This window comes from Pseudomonas agarici, assembly GCF_001543125.1.
Lineage (GTDB): Bacteria > Pseudomonadota > Gammaproteobacteria > Pseudomonadales > Pseudomonadaceae > Aquipseudomonas > Aquipseudomonas agarici.
In genome coordinates this window covers 2,131,500-2,147,512 of record NZ_CP014135.1, presented here as the reverse complement: position 1 = coordinate 2,147,512, position 16,013 = coordinate 2,131,500, and the positions used below count along the sequence as shown (strand labels likewise).

Genomic DNA, 16,013 nt, shown 5'->3' with positions numbered 1-16,013 from the left:
ACAGCTTCACAGCTTAATCGATTAAGGCATAATCCGCGTTTCGGTCCTACTCACAACAACAAGGACGCCTACCGTGAGCGCAGTCAGTAAGTCCATTCTTCTGGTCGACGATGACCAGGAAATCCGTGAGCTGCTGGACACCTACCTCAGTCGTGCCGGTTTCCAGGTGCGCACAGTCGGTGATGGCGCCGGTTTTCGCCAGGCGCTTAACGAGGCCCACAGCGACTTGGTCATCCTTGATGTGATGCTCCCCGACGAAGACGGCTTCAGCCTCTGCCGTTGGGTTCGCCAGCACGCGCGCCAGGCCCAGGTGCCGATCATCATGCTGACCGCCAGTTCCGACGAAGCCGACCGCGTCATCGGCCTGGAGCTGGGTGCCGACGATTACCTGGGCAAACCCTTCAGTCCTCGTGAACTGCAGGCCCGGATCAAGGCACTGTTGCGCCGCGCCCAGTTCGCTCAGGACCGTAGCAGCAGTGAAGTGCTGGCCTTCGACGAGTGGCGTCTGGACACGGTCAGTCACCGGCTGTTTCATGTCGATGGCGAGGAAGTGATTCTCTCCGGTGCCGACTTCGCCCTGCTCAAGCTGTTTCTTGACCATCCTCAAGAGATCCTCGATCGCGATACCATCGGCAATGCCACCCGTGGGCGTGACCTGATGCCCTTGGACCGGATCGTCGACATGGCCGTCAGTCGGTTGCGCCAACGCTTGCGGGATACCGAGAAGCCCCCCCGACTGATTCGCACGGTGCGTGGCAGCGGTTACCAACTGGCCGCCTGCGTCACCACCGCCAATGCTCTCTGATCTGAGTCGGCGCTTGCCGGTCCCGCGCTCTCTGCTGGGGCGGATGCTGCTGCTGACGCTGTTCGCGGTGCTGCTGGCCCAGACTTTGTCCAGCCTCATCTGGCTCTCGCAATTGCGTGCGACCCAGCTCGAAGGTCTGGTGACCAGTGCCCGCAGCCTGGCGCGCTCGATGACCGCCAGCGTCAGCTACCTGCGCTCGTTGCCCCTGGCCTATCGGCCGCTGGTGCTCGACCAACTGCGTAGCATGGGCGGTACGCGCTTTGTCGTGACCCTCAACGACAAACCGCTGGACATGAAGTTGCTGGGGCCGACCCCGCGCAAGACCGCGGTGCTCGATGCGGTCCACGAGGTGCTACACCAATCGCTGGGCAACGATGTCGATATCTCGGTGAGTTTTGTCAGCCCCAGCGACCTGCGGATTTTCAACGGCGGTCTGAAGCTCGACGAGTTACCGCGCTCCTGGGCCCACTACGCACTGACCCTGGAGCCGGTCAATCCGCCGGTGCTGGTGACACAGATCCAGATGGCGCCGGGCGAGTGGCTGTATATTGCCTCGTTGCTTCCCGAGCCTTACACCAGCCTGGAGGAGGAGGGGCTGCCCTCCCAGCAGGTCTGGTTTATCCTGCTCACCAGCGGTTTCCTATTGCTGTTCATCGGTCTGCTGGTGCACTGGCAGAGTCGCCCGCTCAAGCGCCTGGCCCGCTCGGCCCGGGATATGTCGCTGGGCGCGGAGCAAGTGCCGCCGGTGCTGGAGGGTGGCGGCAGCGAGGTGATGGAAGTCGGCCGCGCCCTCAATACCATGCGCGAGCGCATCGGTCGCTATCTGACCGAGCGTAGCCAGTTGTTCAGCGCCATTTCCCATGACCTGCGCACGCCCATCACGCGCTTGCGGCTGCGGGTCGAATTGCTCGAAGACGAAAAGCTGCAGTTGAAGTTCGGCCGTGATCTCGACGAACTGGAGATGTTGGTCAAAGGGGCGTTGCAGTGTGTGAAGGACACCGATATCCACGAGAATATCGAACCGGTGGACCTCAACCATGTACTCGATTGCCTGATCGAGCCCTACCTGCCGCCCAACGGCAACGGTCGGGTCACGCTCGATGGTCGCGCACTGGCGGCCTTTCCCGGCAAACCGCTGGCCCTACGCCGGTGCATGGGCAATCTGATCGACAACGCCCTCAAGTACGGTGACAAGGCTCATCTGCACATCGAAGACGACGACGAGGCTTTTGTCCTGCACGTCGATGACGAAGGTCCTGGGGTCCCCGAGCAGCGCCTGGAACAAGTGTTCGAGCCGCATTTCCGGTTGTCCGGCCAACTGCAGGGTTATGGCCTGGGGTTGGGAATTGCGCGCAATATCGCCCACAGCCATGGCGGTGAAGTGAGCCTGCAGAACCTGCGTGAAGGTGGTCTGCGGGTCACTTTGTACTTGCCGCGAAATGCCGACTGATCGAGAGCAGCGCTTGCTCCGCGCTGATCGTCAGGGCTGCGTCCTGGGGTTTGGGCAGTTGGCTGGCGGCTGAGGCGGAAATCTGCTGGGCCTGGATGATGGCGGCCTGGATACGATGCTCGCGCAGACGCGAATTGGTCTGGCTGAAGTGTCGCTGCAAGGTTTCCATGGCTTGCTCATAGGGTTCGTCACACAACGCCAACTGTCGTTGGCGCTCGGCCAGGGCGAGGCGCTTGGCCTGCTGCTCGCCATAACGCTCGACACTGAAATTCCGGTTCAGGCTGTAGCCATGAATCCGCGTACAGGCCCGCCAATAAGCGGTGTTGTTGGACTCGATCCGGCGCACGCCCGGATGACCGCTGGTGTTGTGCGGCAACAGGCGTTGGCGGAATTCGGCGGTGAGCGTTTGCGACCGCTTCGGCAGCGGCGCATTGCGACACGACTCGGCGGCCAGGCGTGCGCCCTGTTCGCCACCGTATTGGTCGAACGTGAAGGTCTCGCTCAGGGACTGGCCGTGGCGCTGACCTTGCACTTTCCAGGCGTACTGTATCCCTCCCCGATACAAGGGCAAAATGCAGCATCGACGGGCCAGGTGCGAGTTATCGTTAACCATGGTGCATGCCTCCTTACGGGCGTGGGCTTCTATGGGTCATGTCATGGATGAAGTCTGGAAGATTCGCCCAGGCAACGTTGTCCTTCAATGTGGGAAAACTGCTTAGGGAGCACTCCTACACCGAAAACGGAATCGGCCTAATCGGCGTTTTTCCTACTTGATGGCAAAAGTGCCGATGCGGCGGATTATCAGGACAACAATTGTCACCGCAAGGTGACATTTTCATCGGCCTTCGTTACCTGTTGTCAGCAAGATGCTGGTTAGAATCCGCATGATGACAGGCGTTCGACCTGCCCCTGAATAACAAGAAAAGGCGACGCTCATGGCTGGCGACAGCGTTGAATCTCCATTCGGCAGTTGGCTGGATGCTCCTGCTCACCAAACCTGGTTGATCATGGAAGGACAGCGCCTGCTGTCCTTCGCTAAGGCTTCCAGGCTAGCTGAAGGTTTCGGCAATCTGGATGGGCGTGGTCGCCTGCCAGCCCAGGCCGTGGCCGAGACCATGAACACGGCCCGCATGACCCACGGTTTCGCCATGGCCCATATCCAGGGGATTCCCGGTTGCCGCGAGTTGGTCGACCATGGCGTCGCCGCGCTCTGGGGACCGCTGCGCGATGCGACCTTTGGTGGCTGGTATGCGGTGGCCGAACATCGCGATGGCAACAGCGCCAAGGCCGCTTATCTGCATGCCTTCGTGGCGCTCGCCGCCAGTTCGGCGGCGGTCGCCGGCAACCCGGAGGCCCCCGGCCTGCTCGCCGAGGCGATCCGGGTGCTCGATACGCATTTCTGGAGCGAGGAAGAAGGCACCTTGCGCGAGTCCTTCGCCCGTGACTGGGGCAACGAGGAAAGCTATCGCGGTGCCAACAGCAACATGCACGGCACCGAGGCCTTCCTTGCCCTGGCCGATGTCACCGGCGACAGTCGCTGGCTCGATCGTGCCCTGCGCATCGTCGAACGACTGATCCACCAGCGGGCGGCCACCAACGATTTCATGGTCATTGAGCATTTCGACCGTCAGTGGCAGCCTTTGCCGGACTACAACCAAGACAACCCGGCTGACGGTTTCCGCCCCTACGGCACGACGCCTGGTCACGGTTTTGAATGGTCGCGACTGTTGCTGCACCTTGAGGCAGCCCGCCGTGCGGCTGGGCTGCTGGCTCCAGATTGGCTACTGGAGGATGCCCGTGGGCTGTTCGCCAGTGCCTGGCGCCATGGCTGGGCGGCGGATGGCGCCCCCGGCGTGGTCTACACGCTGGATTGGGATCATCGTCCCGTAGTTCGCGAACGCCTGCACTGGGTGCATTGCGAGGCGAGCGCGGCAGCGGCGGCTTTGCTCCGGCGTACAGGAGAGGCGCAGTACGAAACCTGGTATCGGCGCTTCTGGGATTTCAACGAACTGTACTTTATCGATCGGCTGCACGGTAGTTGGCATCACGAACTGGATGAACACAACCGGCCGAGTGCGCGCATCTGGGCTGGCAAGCCCGATCTCTATCATGCCTATCAGGCGGTACTGTTACCTTGCCTGCCGCTGGCACCCAGTCTCGCGAGCGCTCTGGCACAGGCTTGCTGGCCGAAACGCGGGTTATAAATACGTGTAACCAGGCAGTGACATTCGCGCGTCCCTTCGTTACCTGCGAAGGCTTGCGCCTTGACTAGAATCCGATGCAGCGCAAGCACAAGACTTGTATGCATAACAACAAGAAAGGTACTCAGATGAATTCGATTTCTCGCCTCGCCGCAGTGATTTCTTTCGCTTCGTTGTTCCCCCTCGGCGCACAGGCCGCGGACTCGAAAGGGACCGTAGAAGTGGTTCACTGGTGGACCTCCGGTGGTGAAAAAGCGGCTGTCGATGTTCTCAAGGCTCAGATTGAAAAAGATGGCTTCACCTGGAAGGACGGCGCTGTCGCTGGCGGCGGCGGTGCCACGGCCATGACCGTGCTGAAAAGTCGCGCGGTTGCCGGCAACCCGCCAGGCGTTGCGCAGATCAAGGGGCCGGACATCCAGGAGTGGGCGTCTACCGGTCTGCTCGACACTGATGTCCTGAAGGGCGTTGCCAAAGACGAGAAGTGGGACAGCCTGCTCGACAAGAAAATCTCCGATACCGTGAAATACGACGGTGACTACGTGGCCGTGCCGGTGAACATTCACCGCGTCAACTGGCTCTGGATCAACCCTGAAGTCTTCAAGAAAGCCGGAATCGAAAAACCGCCGACCACCCTCCAGGAATTCTACGCTGCCGGTGACCAGCTCAAGGCTGCGGGCTTCATCCCGCTCGCCCACGGCGGTCAGCCTTGGCAGGACAGCACTGTTTTCGAGGCCGTGGTGCTCTCGGTCATGGGGGTCGATGGCTACAAAAAAGCCCTGGTCGATCTGGACAATGCCACCCTGACCGGTCCTGAAATGGTCAAGGCACTGACCGAGCTGAAGAAAGTCGCGACCTACATGGACGTCGACGGCAAAGGCCAGGACTGGAACCTGGAAGCGGCCAAGGTCATCAACGGCAAGGCCGGCATGCAGATCATGGGCGACTGGGCCAAGAGCGAGTGGACCGCGGCGAAGAAAATCGCTGGCAAGGACTACCAATGCGTAGCCTTTCCAGGCACCGACAAAGCCTTCACCTACAACATCGACTCCCTCGCGGTGTTCAAGCAGAAAGACAAGGGCACCGCAGCCGGTCAGCAAGACATTGCCAAGGTCGTCCTGGGTGAAAACTTCCAGAAAGTCTTCAGCATCAACAAGGGCTCGATTCCGGTGCGCAACGACATGCTAAGCGATATGGGCAAATACGGTTTCGACTCCTGTGCCCAGACCGCCGCCAAGGATTTCCTGGCGGATGCCAAGACCGGCGGCCTGCAACCGAGCATGGCGCACAACATGGCGACCACGCTGGCGGTACAAGGGGCGTTCTTTGACGTAGTGACCAACTACATCAACGACCCGAAAGCCGATCCTGCCGACGCCGCGAAGAAACTCGGCGCGGCGATCAAGTCTGCCAAGTAGCCTTCAGCACCGACCGCTCGGTAGGAGCTGGTCTGCCGGTGATAGCGAAATATCAGTAGCCGAGGCCCACTGACAGCGCAATCGCCAGCAAGCCAGCCCCTGCACAATATCTGCATGCGCTCCTTTTCCCTGTACTGGATTTTCCCATGAGTTCTGTTGCTGTGTTCAGCAAAGCCTCGCCGTTCGATGCACTGCAGCGCTGGCTACCCAAACTGGTGCTGGCGCCCAGCATGTTCATCGTCTTGGTAGGCTTCTACGGCTACATCCTGTGGACGTTCGTCCTGTCGTTCACTAACTCGACTTTCCTGCCGAGCTACAAATGGGTGGGCCTGGCGCAATACGCACGGTTGTTCGACAACGACCGCTGGTGGGTGGCGAGCAAGAACCTGGCGCTCTTCGGTGGCTTGTTCATTGGCATCACCTTGGCGATCGGGGTGTTGCTGGCCGTGTTCCTCGACCAGCGCATCCGCCGCGAAGGTTTTATCCGCACTATTTACCTATATCCGATGGCGCTCTCGATGATTGTCACCGGTACCGCCTGGAAATGGCTGCTCAACCCTGGCATGGGCCTGGACAAATTGCTGCGTGATTGGGGCTGGGAAGGCTTTCGCCTGGACTGGCTGATCGATCCCGATCGCGTGGTGTATTGCCTGGTGATTGCCGCGGTGTGGCAAGCCTCGGGTTTTATCATGGCGATGTTCCTCGCCGGCCTGCGCGGTGTCGACCAATCGATTATCCGTGCCGCCCAGATCGATGGCGCGAGCCTGCCCAGGATCTACTGGAAGGTGGTGCTGCCCAGCTTGCGTCCGGTGTTCTTCAGTGCGGTGATGATCCTGGCGCACATCGCGATCAAGAGCTTCGACCTGGTGGCGGCGATGACCGCCGGCGGTCCGGGTTACTCCTCCGACCTGCCGGCCATGTTCATGTACTCCTTCACCTTCAGTCGCGGCCAGATGGGCATGGGCTCGGCCAGTGCGATTCTGATGCTCGGCGCGATTCTCGCGATCATCGTGCCTTACCTGTACTCCGAGCTGAGGACCCAGCGTCATGACTAGTTTCGCCGCCAAACCTGTCATCAGCCTGAGTCGCATCGCGATCTACGCGGTGTTGATTCTCGCCGTGGTGCTGTACCTGGTGCCGCTGGTGGTCATGCTACTGACCAGCTTCAAGTCACCGGAAGACATCAGTACTGGCAACTTGCTGAGCTGGCCGACAGTGATCACCGACATCGGCTGGATCAAAGCCTGGGCCACGGTCAACGGTTACTTCTGGAATTCGATCAAGATCACCGTTCCGGCGGTGCTGATCTCCACCGCCATTGGTGCGTTGAACGGCTATGTGTTGTCGATGTGGCGTTTTCGCGGCTCACAGCTGTTCTTCGGACTGTTGCTGTTCGGTTGCTTCCTGCCGTTCCAGACCGTGCTGCTGCCGGCCTCCTTCACCCTCGGCAAGATGGGGCTGGCCAGCAGCACTAGCGGCCTGGTGTTGGTCCACGTGGTCTACGGCCTGGCGTTTACCACGCTGTTCTTCCGTAATTATTACGTGAGCATTCCCGATGCATTGGTGAAAGCGGCGCGCCTCGATGGTGCGGGTTTCTTCACCATCTTCCGGCGGATCATCCTGCCGATGTCGACCCCGATCATCATGGTCTGCCTGATCTGGCAGTTCACCCAGATCTGGAACGACTTCCTATTCGGTGTGGTGTTCTCCAGCGGCGATTCGCAGCCTATCACGGTGGCGCTGAACAACCTGGTCAACACCAGTACCGGGGTCAAGGAATACAACGTGGATATGGCCGCGGCGATGATCGCCGGGCTGCCGACCCTGCTGGTCTATGTGGTCGCAGGCAAGTATTTCGTGCGTGGGCTGACAGCCGGCGCGGTCAAGGGGTAATCATGGCAACGCTCGAACTTCGCAATGTAAACAAGACCTACGGCGTCGGCCTGCCGGACACCTTGAAGAACATCGAACTGTCGATCAAGGACGGTGAGTTCCTGATTCTGGTAGGGCCTTCGGGGTGTGGCAAGTCGACGCTGATGAACTGCATCGCGGGTCTGGAAAACATCACCGCCGGCGCGATCATGATCGACGACCAGGACGTCAGCGACATGAGCCCGAAGGATCGTGACATCGCCATGGTGTTCCAGTCCTATGCGCTGTACCCGACCATGAGCGTGCGCGAGAATATCGAGTTCGGTCTGAAAATTCGCAAGATGAGCCGGTCGGCCATCGACGAGGAAGTCGCCCGGGTCGCCAAGCTGTTGCAGATCGAGCACCTGCTCAATCGCAAGCCGGGCCAACTGTCCGGTGGTCAGCAACAGCGCGTGGCCATGGGCCGGGCGCTGGCTCGCCGACCGAAGATCTATCTGTTCGACGAGCCGCTGTCCAACCTCGACGCCAAGCTGCGGGTCGAGATGCGTACCGAAATAAAGCTGATGCACCAGCGTTTGAAGACCACCACCGTCTACGTCACCCATGACCAGATCGAGGCGATGACCTTGGGCGACAAAGTGGCAGTCATGAAGGATGGCATCATCCAGCAGTTCGGTACCCCGAAACAGATCTATAACGATCCGGCCAACCTGTTCGTCGCCAGCTTCATCGGCTCACCGCCGATGAACTTCATCCCGTTGCGCCTGCAACGCAAGGACGGTCGTCTGCACGCGCTGCTTGATAGCGGTCAGGCACGTTGCGCGTTGTCGATGAACATGAGCGACGCCAGCCTCGAAGGCCGCGAGGTGATTCTGGGCGTTCGCCCAGAGCAGATCTTGCTGGCGTCCGGCGAGGCTGCGGGCATGCCGAGCATCCGTGCCGAGGTGCAGGTCACCGAGCCGACCGGCCCTGACACGCTGGTCTTCGTTACCCTCAATAACAGTAAGGTCTGCTGCCGCCTGGCGCCGGATGTGGCGCCGCAGGTAGGTGAAACTCTGACACTGCAATTCGATCCGGCCAAGGTGTTGCTGTTCGATGCCAAGACCGGTGAACGCCTGGGCCGGGTGGGCAAGCCCGAAGCCCAGGCGCATAGCGACAACGTGGCGCAGTTCAAGGGCCGCTGAGTTAGCGGCGGGTGGTTCGCCACCCGTCGCGATTGATGTGAACCACGTTCAATAAAATCTGTTAATAAAAATAAGACGAGGATGCAGGGATGAAAAAGAAGAACACCAATACTCCATTGATCTGCCGGTTGTCTGCGGTGGCGGCGTTAACCCTGGCTGGGAGTGCGCATGCGGCCGATGCTTTCAGCTCAAGTTCGAAGTGGATGACCGGTGATTGGGGGGGTGAACGGACCCAATTGATCGAACGGGGTATCGATATTCAGTCTGACTACGTGGGTGAAGTCGCCGGCAATCTCGGCGGCGGCTACAACAACGACAAGACGGCGCGTTACAGCGACCAGTTCGGCCTGGGCGTCAAACTGGACCTGCAAAAGCTGTGGGGTTGGGATAACACTCAGGCCAAGATCCAGCTCACCAACCGCAACGGCGAGAGCATCTCCAATGACCGTGTCGGCGACCCGCGTGCCGGCACCCTGAGCTCCTCGCAGGAAGTCTACGGTCGTGGGCATATGGTCCGGCTGACTCAATTGTGGATCCAGCACCAGTTCCTCGACGGCAAACTGGACGTCAAAGCCGGTTACTTCGGTGAAGGTGAAGACTTCAACACGTTCCTTTGCGACTTCCAGAACCTGGCCTTCTGCGGCTCCCAAGTGGGTAACTGGGCGACTGGCATCTGGTACAACTGGCCGGTCAGCCAGGCGGCATTGCGTGTGAAGTACCACATCACCCCCGAACTCTATGCGCAGATCGGTGCGTACAACCAGAACCCATCGCAACTGGAGCACGGTAACGGCTTCAAGCTCAGCGGCAGTGGAACCAAGGGCACCGTCTTGCCAGTCGAACTGGTTTGGTCGCCGAAGGTCAACAGCCTGCCCGGCGAATACCGCGTGGGTTACTACAAAAGCACCTCCGACGCCGCCGACGTGCGCGAGGACGACAACGGCCAGGACGCCGCCACCAGCGGTAACGGTTTTCGCGTTCACAACAGCAAGCACGGCTACTGGTTCGTTGGCCAGCAGCAACTCACCACCCACAACGGCGATGCTTCCCGAGGTCTGAACGTTGCGGCCAACGCCACGTTCCACGACAAGGACACCAACGTCATCGACAACTACCAATCGCTGATGTTCGTGTACAAAGGCCCATTCGATGCGCGCCCGAAGGATGATATCGGTATCGGCGTCGCCCGCATCCATATCAACGATGACGTGAAGAAAAACGCTGAGCTGGCCAACGCCGCCATAGGTGTCAGCGATTACAACAACCCGTTGTACTCGCCACTGCGCGACACCGAGTACAACTATGAGCTGAACTACGGTATCCACGTTACCAATTGGCTGACGGTACGTCCCAACCTGCAATACATTACTCACCCAGGGGGCGTGAACAAAGTGGATGACGCCGTGGTCGCTGGCCTGAAAATTCAGTCGGTCTTCTAAGCCTCGACTGCTAAATTCTCTCTTTATGCGCGTCTTGCGGATGGCTCACTTGGTCATCCGCTTTTTTTTGCGGGTCAGGGGTCAGTCGAACTCGTCACCCACGGGGTAACGGCTGGCATTGAGGCTTTCCTTGATCTTGCGCAAGTGCGGCTGGAAGTCCACGCCTCGGCGCAAGGTCATGCCGGTGGCCAATACATCGAGCACCGTCAACTGAACAATCCGTGAGGTCATCGGCATGTAGATGTCGGTGTCTTCGGGCAACGGAATGTTCAGACTCAGGGTGCTGGCCTTGGCCAGTGGCGAACCGGCGGCCGTCAGGCCGAGGACCGAGGCGCCATTCGCTCGGGCGATGCGCGCCACCTCCACCAGTTCCCGCGTGCGTCCAGTGTAGGAAATGATCACGAACAGTTCGCCGGTATGGGCGACCGAGGCGATCATGCGCTGCATCAGCACGTCGACGTGGGCCGTGACCGCCATGTTGAAGCGGAAGAACTTGTGCAGGGCGTCCATGGCCACTGGCGCCGAGGCGCCCAGACCGAAGAAGTGGATCTGCCTGGCCTGGGTCAGCAGATCGACGGCGCGGTTGATCAGGGCTGGATCCAGTACCTGGCAGACGCTGTCCAACGAGGCAATCGCGCTGCCGAAAATCTTCCGGGTATAGGCTTCGGCGTCGTCGTCGGCTTCCACTGCCCGGCTGACATAGGCCGCACCGCTGGCCAGGCTTTGGGCCAGTTGCAGCTTGAGTTCCGGGTAGCCGCTGACATCGAACGAACGACAGAAGCGGTTGACCGTCGGTTCGCTCACCGAAGCCGCCTGGGCGAGGGCGGCGATACTGTAGCGGGTCGCCTGCTGTGGGTTGAGCAGGATGACTTCGGCGACTTTACGCTCGGCCTTGTTCAGGTCTTCGAGACGGTTCTGGATCTGTTCCAGCAGATTTCGCACGCGGTCCATGTTGATGTTCCTTGGTTCTGCAATGCCTATAAGAACACGCTTTGGCGGCTCTCGGCGGTGGCCTATCCTACTGATGGCGTCTGTGGACCACCACTCGCAATCGTCAGTTTGATAAAATGTTGTGATTATTACTACATTTTTCCTTGAATGATGCCTCAAAAAAAGGTATTTATCGTTTAACTTGATAAAAGAACAAACATCATGTCTTCGATAACGGTTGAACCTTGCACTTTCGCCTTGTTCGGCGCCCTGGGCGACCTGGCGCTTCGCAAGCTCTTTCCTGCCTTGTACCACCTCGATAGTGCTGACCTGCTGCACGCGGATACGCGGATCCTGGCCCTGGCCCGCGAGCCAGGCAGTGTCGAGGAGCACCTGTCGAGCATCGCCGCCGACTTGCGCGAATTCGTCCAGGCCAAGGAAATCGACGAGGTGGTCGTCGAGCGATTCCTCGCTCGCCTGAGCTACTTGCATGTGGATTTCCTCAAGGCCGACGACTACGTAGCCCTGATGGAAGCGGCCGGAACGGCCGAACCACTGATTGCCTATTTCGCCACGCCGGCCGCTGTGTATGGCGCGATCTGCGAGAACCTGGCGAAAGTCGGCCTGGCCGAGAACACGCGGGTGGTGCTGGAAAAACCCATCGGCTCGGATCTGGAATCGTCACGCAAGGTCAACGACGCGGTGGCGCGGTTTTTTCCGGAAAACCGTACTTACCGCATCGATCACTACCTGGGCAAGGAGACGGTGCAGAACCTGATTGCCCTGCGTTTCGCCAACAGTCTGTTCGAAACCCAATGGAACCAGAACTACATTTCCCATGTGGAAATCACTGTGGCCGAGAAGGTCGGTATCGAAGGTCGCTGGGGTTATTTCGACAAAGCCGGCCAACTGCGGGATATGATCCAGAATCACCTGCTGCAGTTGCTCTGCCTGATTGCCATGGACCCGCCGGCCGACCTTTCAGCCGACAGCATCCGTGACGAAAAGGTCAAGGTGCTCAAGGCCCTGGCGCCGATCAGCCCGGAAGGCCTGACGACCCAAGTGGTACGCGGTCAGTACATTGCCGGCCACAGCGAAGGCAAGTCCGTGCCCGGCTACCTGGAAGAAGAGAACTCCAACACCCAGAGCGACACCGAGACCTTCGTCGCCTTGCGTGCTGACATTCGCAACTGGCGCTGGGCCGGCGTGCCGTTCTATCTGCGTACCGGCAAGCGCATGCCGCAGAAGCTGTCGCAGATCGTCATCCACTTCAAGGAGCCGTCGCACTATATCTTCGCGCCCGAGCAGCGCCTGCAGATCAGTAACAAGCTGATCATCCGCCTGCAACCGGACGAAGGCATTTCCTTGCGGGTAATGACCAAAGAGCAGGGTCTGGACAAGGGCATGCAATTGCGTAGCGGGCCGCTGCAACTGAATTTCTCCGATACCTATCGCAGTGCGCGGATCCCGGATGCCTACGAACGGCTGTTGCTGGAAGTGATGCGCGGCAACCAGAACCTGTTTGTCCGTAAAGACGAAATCGAAGCCGCGTGGAAGTGGTGCGATCAGTTGATCGCCGGCTGGAAAAAGTCCGGTGATGCGCCCAAACCGTATGCAGCCGGGTCCTGGGGACCGATGAGTTCCATTGCTCTGATTACGCGGGATGGGAGGTCGTGGTATGGCGATATCTGAATTGAAACTACCTCAGGGTGTGACGGGACGCGAATTCAGTACCCCGGCGTTGTTGGCCGAAGGCCAGGCCAAGGAAGTGGCGCAACGGCTGCGTGCGGCGATTGCCGCCCGTGGCGTGGCGAGCCTGGTGGTTTCCGGCGGACGCAGCCCGGTGGCATTTTTCCAGAACCTGGCCAAGCAGGAGCTGGATTGGAGCAAGGTGGTGATCAGCCTCGCCGACGAGCGCTGGGTGCCGGTCGAGCACGCCGACAGCAATGCCGGTCTGCTCAAACGTTACCTGCTGCAAGGCCCGGTGGCCCAGGCCCGATTTATCGGTCTGTACAGCCTCGCGGCCAATTTGGATGAAGCCGCGCAGCAGGCCGATCAGTTCCTCGCCGAGCTGCCGGATATCGACGTGCTGGTACTGGGCATGGGCGATGACGGTCACACCGCTTCATTGTTCCCCAACAGCCCGAACCTGCAGGCCGCCTTGCAGGTGGATGGCAGCCGGCGGGTCTGGCCGATGTTGGCACCGACCGTGCCCCGCCAGCGTCTGACCATGAGTCGGTCCCTGTTGTCCTCGGCGATCTTTATCGTGCTGGCGATTTCCGGCCAGTCGAAATTGACCACCCTGAACGCCGCGTTAGCGGGCGATGAGCTGGCTGTGATGCCGATTCGCGCGTTTCTGAAACCTACATTAGAGATTTACTGGTGCCCATGAGCCAAGGATCAGCTGCTATGAAAAACAATGACTCGACCGTCTCCATGGCAGACAAGGTCGCTCTGATCGACGAACTGTGTACCCAGGCGCGAATCCTGCCGGTTATCACCATCGCTCGCGAGCAGGATGTCCTGCCGCTGGCCGATGCCCTGGCCGCCGGTGGCCTGACCGCCCTGGAAGTGACCTTGCGTTCGCAGTTCGGTCTCAAGGCCATCCGGATCCTGCGTGAACAGCGTCCGGAGCTGGTGACCGGTGCCGGTACCGTCCTCGATTGCCAGATGCTGGAGGCGGCGCAGGCGGCGGGCTCGCAGTTCATCGTCACCCCGGGAATTACCCGCGAGCTGCTGCAAGCCAGCGTCGAGAGCCCGATCCCCTTGTTGCCGGGCATCAGCAACGCCTCGGGGATCATGGAGGCCTATGGTCTGGGCTATCGCCGCTTCAAGCTGTTTCCGGCGGAAGTCTGCGGTGGCGTGGCGGCGATCAAGGCGCTCGGCGGCCCGTTCGGCGAAGTGAAGTTTTGCCCGACCGGCGGCGTCGGCCCAGCTAATATCAGGAGCTACATGGCGCTAAAAAACGTCATGTGCGTGGGCGGTAGTTGGATGCTGGATCCGCAATGGATCAAGAACGGCGACTGGGCCCGCATCCAGGAGTGCACCGCCGAGGCACTAGCCTTGCTGGATTGATCATTACTGAATTCGTTGTGTGTTCTACGGCTTTACGGTGCGCCTAATGGCTGCACCGTTTTTTTATGCCTGGCGAAAAGCCTGGATCAGCCGGTCAACTCGGCCAATGCCCGCACCAGCAAACCCATATCCTGCGCCGAGGTGGTAAATCCCGGGGTGATGCGGATGCACGGTCCGCAGGCCGAGCCGCTACGCACCACCGTGAACAGGTTGTAGTCCTTCAACAGTTGATCGACCATCACCTGCTGATCTGCCTGGCGAGTAAAGCGCATCGAGGTGATTGCGCTGTACAGGCGTGGGTCATCCGATGTCATCACCTCGACACCTGGCATCTTGCGCGCTTCGCCGACCCACAAATCGCGCAGGTAACTCAGGCGTGCGCCCTTGGCAGCCGCGCCGCCGATTTCCCGATGTTCGGCGAACACCGTGGGCAGGGTCATCAACGCCGGAACGTTCGGTGTACTGTTGGGGGTGCGCGAGCGGATATCCGTGACCGGGTAATGCATTTCGCCCATGTCCGGATCAATATCGGCCAAACGCTCGGGATCGATATAGATCACCCCTAGGCTCAACGGTGCGCCGATCCACTTCTGCAGGTTGAAGCCTGCAAAGGCCACGCCCATCTGCGCCAGGTCGAACTCGATCTGCCCCAGTGCATGGGCTCCATCAAGGATCACATCGATCCCGTACTCCTGGCTCGCCTCGGTAATCTCCCGCACCGGCATCACCAGGCCGGTACGGTGGGTGACATGGGTCAGCGCCATCAGTTTTAGGCGCGGATAGCGTGCGAACGCCTCGCGGTAGGTCGCCAGCAACGATTCGAAGCTCGCCGGGTGGACGTGTTCCAGGCGAATCAACTGCACGCCGCGATGGCGTTCGAGCCAGTTCAGCGCGCCCTTTACCGTGTCGTATTCCAAGTCGCTGTACAGCACCTGGTCGCCCGGTTGCAGGCGGTTATAGTTGCGGATCAGCGATTGTAAGGCGTCGGTGGCGCAGCGGGTGAAGGCGACCGCCTCGTCGCTGACACCTATCAGTTCGGCCAACTCGGTGCGAATCGCCACGCTGACGACTTTCTCGAAATGCTGGCGGACATACACTGAATTGCTGCGGTTGATGAACTCGATATTGTGCTGGTAGTCCTCGATCACCCGGCGGCTCATGCGACCGAAGTAACCGTTTTCCAGATTGAGCGGTCCGGGTTCGACGTCGTAGCGCTGGGCCACGGCTTGCCAGAAGTTGTCGTTGCGGGCGTTATCTTCGTTCCTTGGCATGGTGGGGCTCGTCGGGTCAGGGGCGGGGTTTGGGTTTGCCGTGCTGGGCGCGCAGGGGATCGAGCAGGTCGCTGAGGCCGTTGTGGTCGATCTCCTGCATCAACGCCAGCAGGCCGCCGAGTTCACCGTGGGGAAAGCCTTCGCGGGCGAACCAGTTCAGGTACGGGCCGGGCAGGTCGGCGATGATCAGCCCCTTGTACTTGCCAAAGGGCATTTCGCGGGTGATCAGTAGTTCGAGCTTTTCGAGATTCATTGGGGCCTCAGGTGTTCAAACCACTGGAAAAATACAGGCATTCTGCACGCAGGCCAATTGACAGATCATGCAAATAACAGGGGTACAGATTTTTCGATTATTTATAAGTGACTAAAAA

15 protein-coding genes are annotated in these 16,013 nt (G+C 59.9%); 11 read left to right on the top strand and 4 right to left on the bottom strand.

The window, feature by feature from the left end:
• The first annotated feature begins 73 nt into the window (after window positions 1–73).
• Both AWM79_RS09470 and AWM79_RS09465 read left to right on the top strand, forming a co-directional pair.
• The gene (locus AWM79_RS09470; protein ID WP_060782689.1) at window positions 74–805 is read left to right on the top strand and encodes a response regulator; all 732 of its coding nucleotides are present in this window, start codon (window positions 74–76) and stop codon (window positions 803–805) included.
• A complete protein-coding gene (locus AWM79_RS09465; protein WP_060782688.1) occupies window positions 795–2,255 on the top strand; it encodes an ATP-binding protein in 1,461 nt (486 codons plus the stop codon). The genes AWM79_RS09470 and AWM79_RS09465 overlap by 11 nt, the downstream gene beginning before the upstream one ends.
• Here the strand turns inward: AWM79_RS09465 and AWM79_RS09460 are convergent.
• Window positions 2,224–2,868, bottom strand: a complete 645-nt coding sequence (locus AWM79_RS09460) for an AP2/ERF family transcription factor (protein WP_017131636.1) — start codon at window positions 2,866–2,868, stop codon at window positions 2,224–2,226. The genes AWM79_RS09465 and AWM79_RS09460 overlap by 32 nt on opposite strands.
• A gap of 322 nt (window positions 2,869–3,190) precedes the next feature.
• On the opposite strand from AWM79_RS09460, the gene AWM79_RS09455 reads away from it, so the two are divergent.
• The 6 genes from AWM79_RS09455 (at window position 3,191) to AWM79_RS09430 (ending at window position 10,366) form a co-directional block, all read left to right on the top strand.
• Window positions 3,191–4,459 carry a D-mannose isomerase gene (locus AWM79_RS09455; protein WP_017131635.1) on the top strand — a complete coding sequence of 423 codons (1,269 nt, stop codon included), beginning with the start codon at window positions 3,191–3,193 and terminating at the stop codon, window positions 4,457–4,459.
• 125 nt (window positions 4,460–4,584) lie between these two features.
• On the top strand, window positions 4,585–5,871 hold the full coding sequence (locus AWM79_RS09450; protein WP_026013134.1) for an ABC transporter substrate-binding protein: 1,287 nt from the start codon (window positions 4,585–4,587) through the stop codon (window positions 5,869–5,871).
• 146 nt (window positions 5,872–6,017) lie between these two features.
• Window positions 6,018–6,926, top strand: a complete 909-nt coding sequence (locus tag AWM79_RS09445; RefSeq protein WP_060782687.1) for a carbohydrate ABC transporter permease — start codon at window positions 6,018–6,020, stop codon at window positions 6,924–6,926.
• Complete coding sequence (locus AWM79_RS09440) at window positions 6,919–7,764, top strand: carbohydrate ABC transporter permease (protein ID WP_060782686.1); 846 nt, start codon at window positions 6,919–6,921, stop codon at window positions 7,762–7,764. Before AWM79_RS09445 ends, AWM79_RS09440 begins: the two co-directional genes overlap by 8 nt.
• Before the next feature lie 2 nt (window positions 7,765–7,766).
• The gene (locus tag AWM79_RS09435; RefSeq protein ID WP_060782685.1) at window positions 7,767–8,927 is read left to right on the top strand and encodes an ABC transporter ATP-binding protein; all 1,161 of its coding nucleotides are present in this window, start codon (window positions 7,767–7,769) and stop codon (window positions 8,925–8,927) included.
• An 89-nt stretch (window positions 8,928–9,016) separates the two neighbouring features.
• Window positions 9,017–10,366, top strand: coding sequence for a carbohydrate porin (locus tag AWM79_RS09430; RefSeq protein ID WP_060782684.1), 1,350 nt, complete (start codon window positions 9,017–9,019; stop codon window positions 10,364–10,366).
• Between the two features lie 81 nt (window positions 10,367–10,447).
• On the opposite strand, the gene AWM79_RS09425 is transcribed toward AWM79_RS09430, so the two are convergent.
• Entirely contained in the window at window positions 10,448–11,308 is an 861-nt protein-coding gene (locus AWM79_RS09425) for a MurR/RpiR family transcriptional regulator (protein WP_176987122.1), read from the bottom strand.
• A 210-nt stretch (window positions 11,309–11,518) separates the two neighbouring features.
• On the opposite strand from AWM79_RS09425, the gene zwf reads away from it, so the two are divergent.
• Genes zwf through AWM79_RS09410 form a run of 3 tightly spaced genes read left to right on the top strand, consistent with a single transcriptional unit; the run spans window position 11,519 to window position 14,371 of the window.
• Window positions 11,519–12,988, top strand: a complete 1,470-nt coding sequence (gene zwf, locus AWM79_RS09420) for a glucose-6-phosphate dehydrogenase (protein ID WP_017131630.1) — start codon at window positions 11,519–11,521, stop codon at window positions 12,986–12,988.
• Window positions 12,975–13,688 carry a 6-phosphogluconolactonase gene (gene pgl, locus AWM79_RS09415; RefSeq protein WP_060782683.1) on the top strand — a complete coding sequence of 238 codons (714 nt, stop codon included), beginning with the start codon at window positions 12,975–12,977 and terminating at the stop codon, window positions 13,686–13,688. The genes zwf and pgl overlap by 14 nt, the downstream gene beginning before the upstream one ends.
• Window positions 13,689–13,705: 17 nt before the next feature.
• Complete coding sequence (locus AWM79_RS09410) at window positions 13,706–14,371, top strand: bifunctional 4-hydroxy-2-oxoglutarate aldolase/2-dehydro-3-deoxy-phosphogluconate aldolase (protein ID WP_060782682.1); 666 nt, start codon at window positions 13,706–13,708, stop codon at window positions 14,369–14,371.
• Window positions 14,372–14,457: 86 nt separating this feature from the next.
• Here the strand turns inward: AWM79_RS09410 and AWM79_RS09405 are convergent, their stop codons facing one another.
• Both AWM79_RS09405 and AWM79_RS09400 read right to left on the bottom strand, forming a co-directional pair.
• The gene (locus tag AWM79_RS09405) at window positions 14,458–15,642 is read right to left on the bottom strand and encodes an aminotransferase class V-fold PLP-dependent enzyme (protein ID WP_017131627.1); all 1,185 of its coding nucleotides are present in this window, start codon (window positions 15,640–15,642) and stop codon (window positions 14,458–14,460) included.
• A gap of 16 nt (window positions 15,643–15,658) precedes the next feature.
• Window positions 15,659–15,895: a DUF3820 family protein gene (locus tag AWM79_RS09400; protein ID WP_017131626.1), complete on the bottom strand. Its 237-nt coding sequence runs from the start codon at window positions 15,893–15,895 to the stop codon at window positions 15,659–15,661.
• Between the last annotated feature and the right edge of the window lie 118 nt (window positions 15,896–16,013).

Coding starts and splice junctions, on each gene's coding strand:
- AWM79_RS09410 (WP_060782682.1), top strand. CDS start 13,706: ATGAAAAACAATGACTCGACCGTCTCCATGGCAGACAAGGTCGCTCTG.
- AWM79_RS09430 (WP_060782684.1), top strand. CDS start 9,017: ATGAAAAAGAAGAACACCAATACTCCATTGATCTGCCGGTTGTCTGCG.
- pgl (WP_060782683.1), top strand. CDS start 12,975: ATGGCGATATCTGAATTGAAACTACCTCAGGGTGTGACGGGACGCGAA.
- AWM79_RS09400 (WP_017131626.1), bottom strand. CDS start 15,895: ATGAATCTCGAAAAGCTCGAACTACTGATCACCCGCGAAATGCCCTTT.
- AWM79_RS09460 (WP_017131636.1), bottom strand. CDS start 2,868: ATGGTTAACGATAACTCGCACCTGGCCCGTCGATGCTGCATTTTGCCC.
- AWM79_RS09405 (WP_017131627.1), bottom strand. CDS start 15,642: ATGCCAAGGAACGAAGATAACGCCCGCAACGACAACTTCTGGCAAGCC.
- zwf (WP_017131630.1), top strand. CDS start 11,519: ATGTCTTCGATAACGGTTGAACCTTGCACTTTCGCCTTGTTCGGCGCC.
- AWM79_RS09455 (WP_017131635.1), top strand. CDS start 3,191: ATGGCTGGCGACAGCGTTGAATCTCCATTCGGCAGTTGGCTGGATGCT.
- AWM79_RS09445 (WP_060782687.1), top strand. CDS start 6,018: ATGAGTTCTGTTGCTGTGTTCAGCAAAGCCTCGCCGTTCGATGCACTG.
- AWM79_RS09450 (WP_026013134.1), top strand. CDS start 4,585: ATGAATTCGATTTCTCGCCTCGCCGCAGTGATTTCTTTCGCTTCGTTG.
- AWM79_RS09465 (WP_060782688.1), top strand. CDS start 795: ATGCTCTCTGATCTGAGTCGGCGCTTGCCGGTCCCGCGCTCTCTGCTG.
- AWM79_RS09440 (WP_060782686.1), top strand. CDS start 6,919: ATGACTAGTTTCGCCGCCAAACCTGTCATCAGCCTGAGTCGCATCGCG.
- AWM79_RS09435 (WP_060782685.1), top strand. CDS start 7,767: ATGGCAACGCTCGAACTTCGCAATGTAAACAAGACCTACGGCGTCGGC.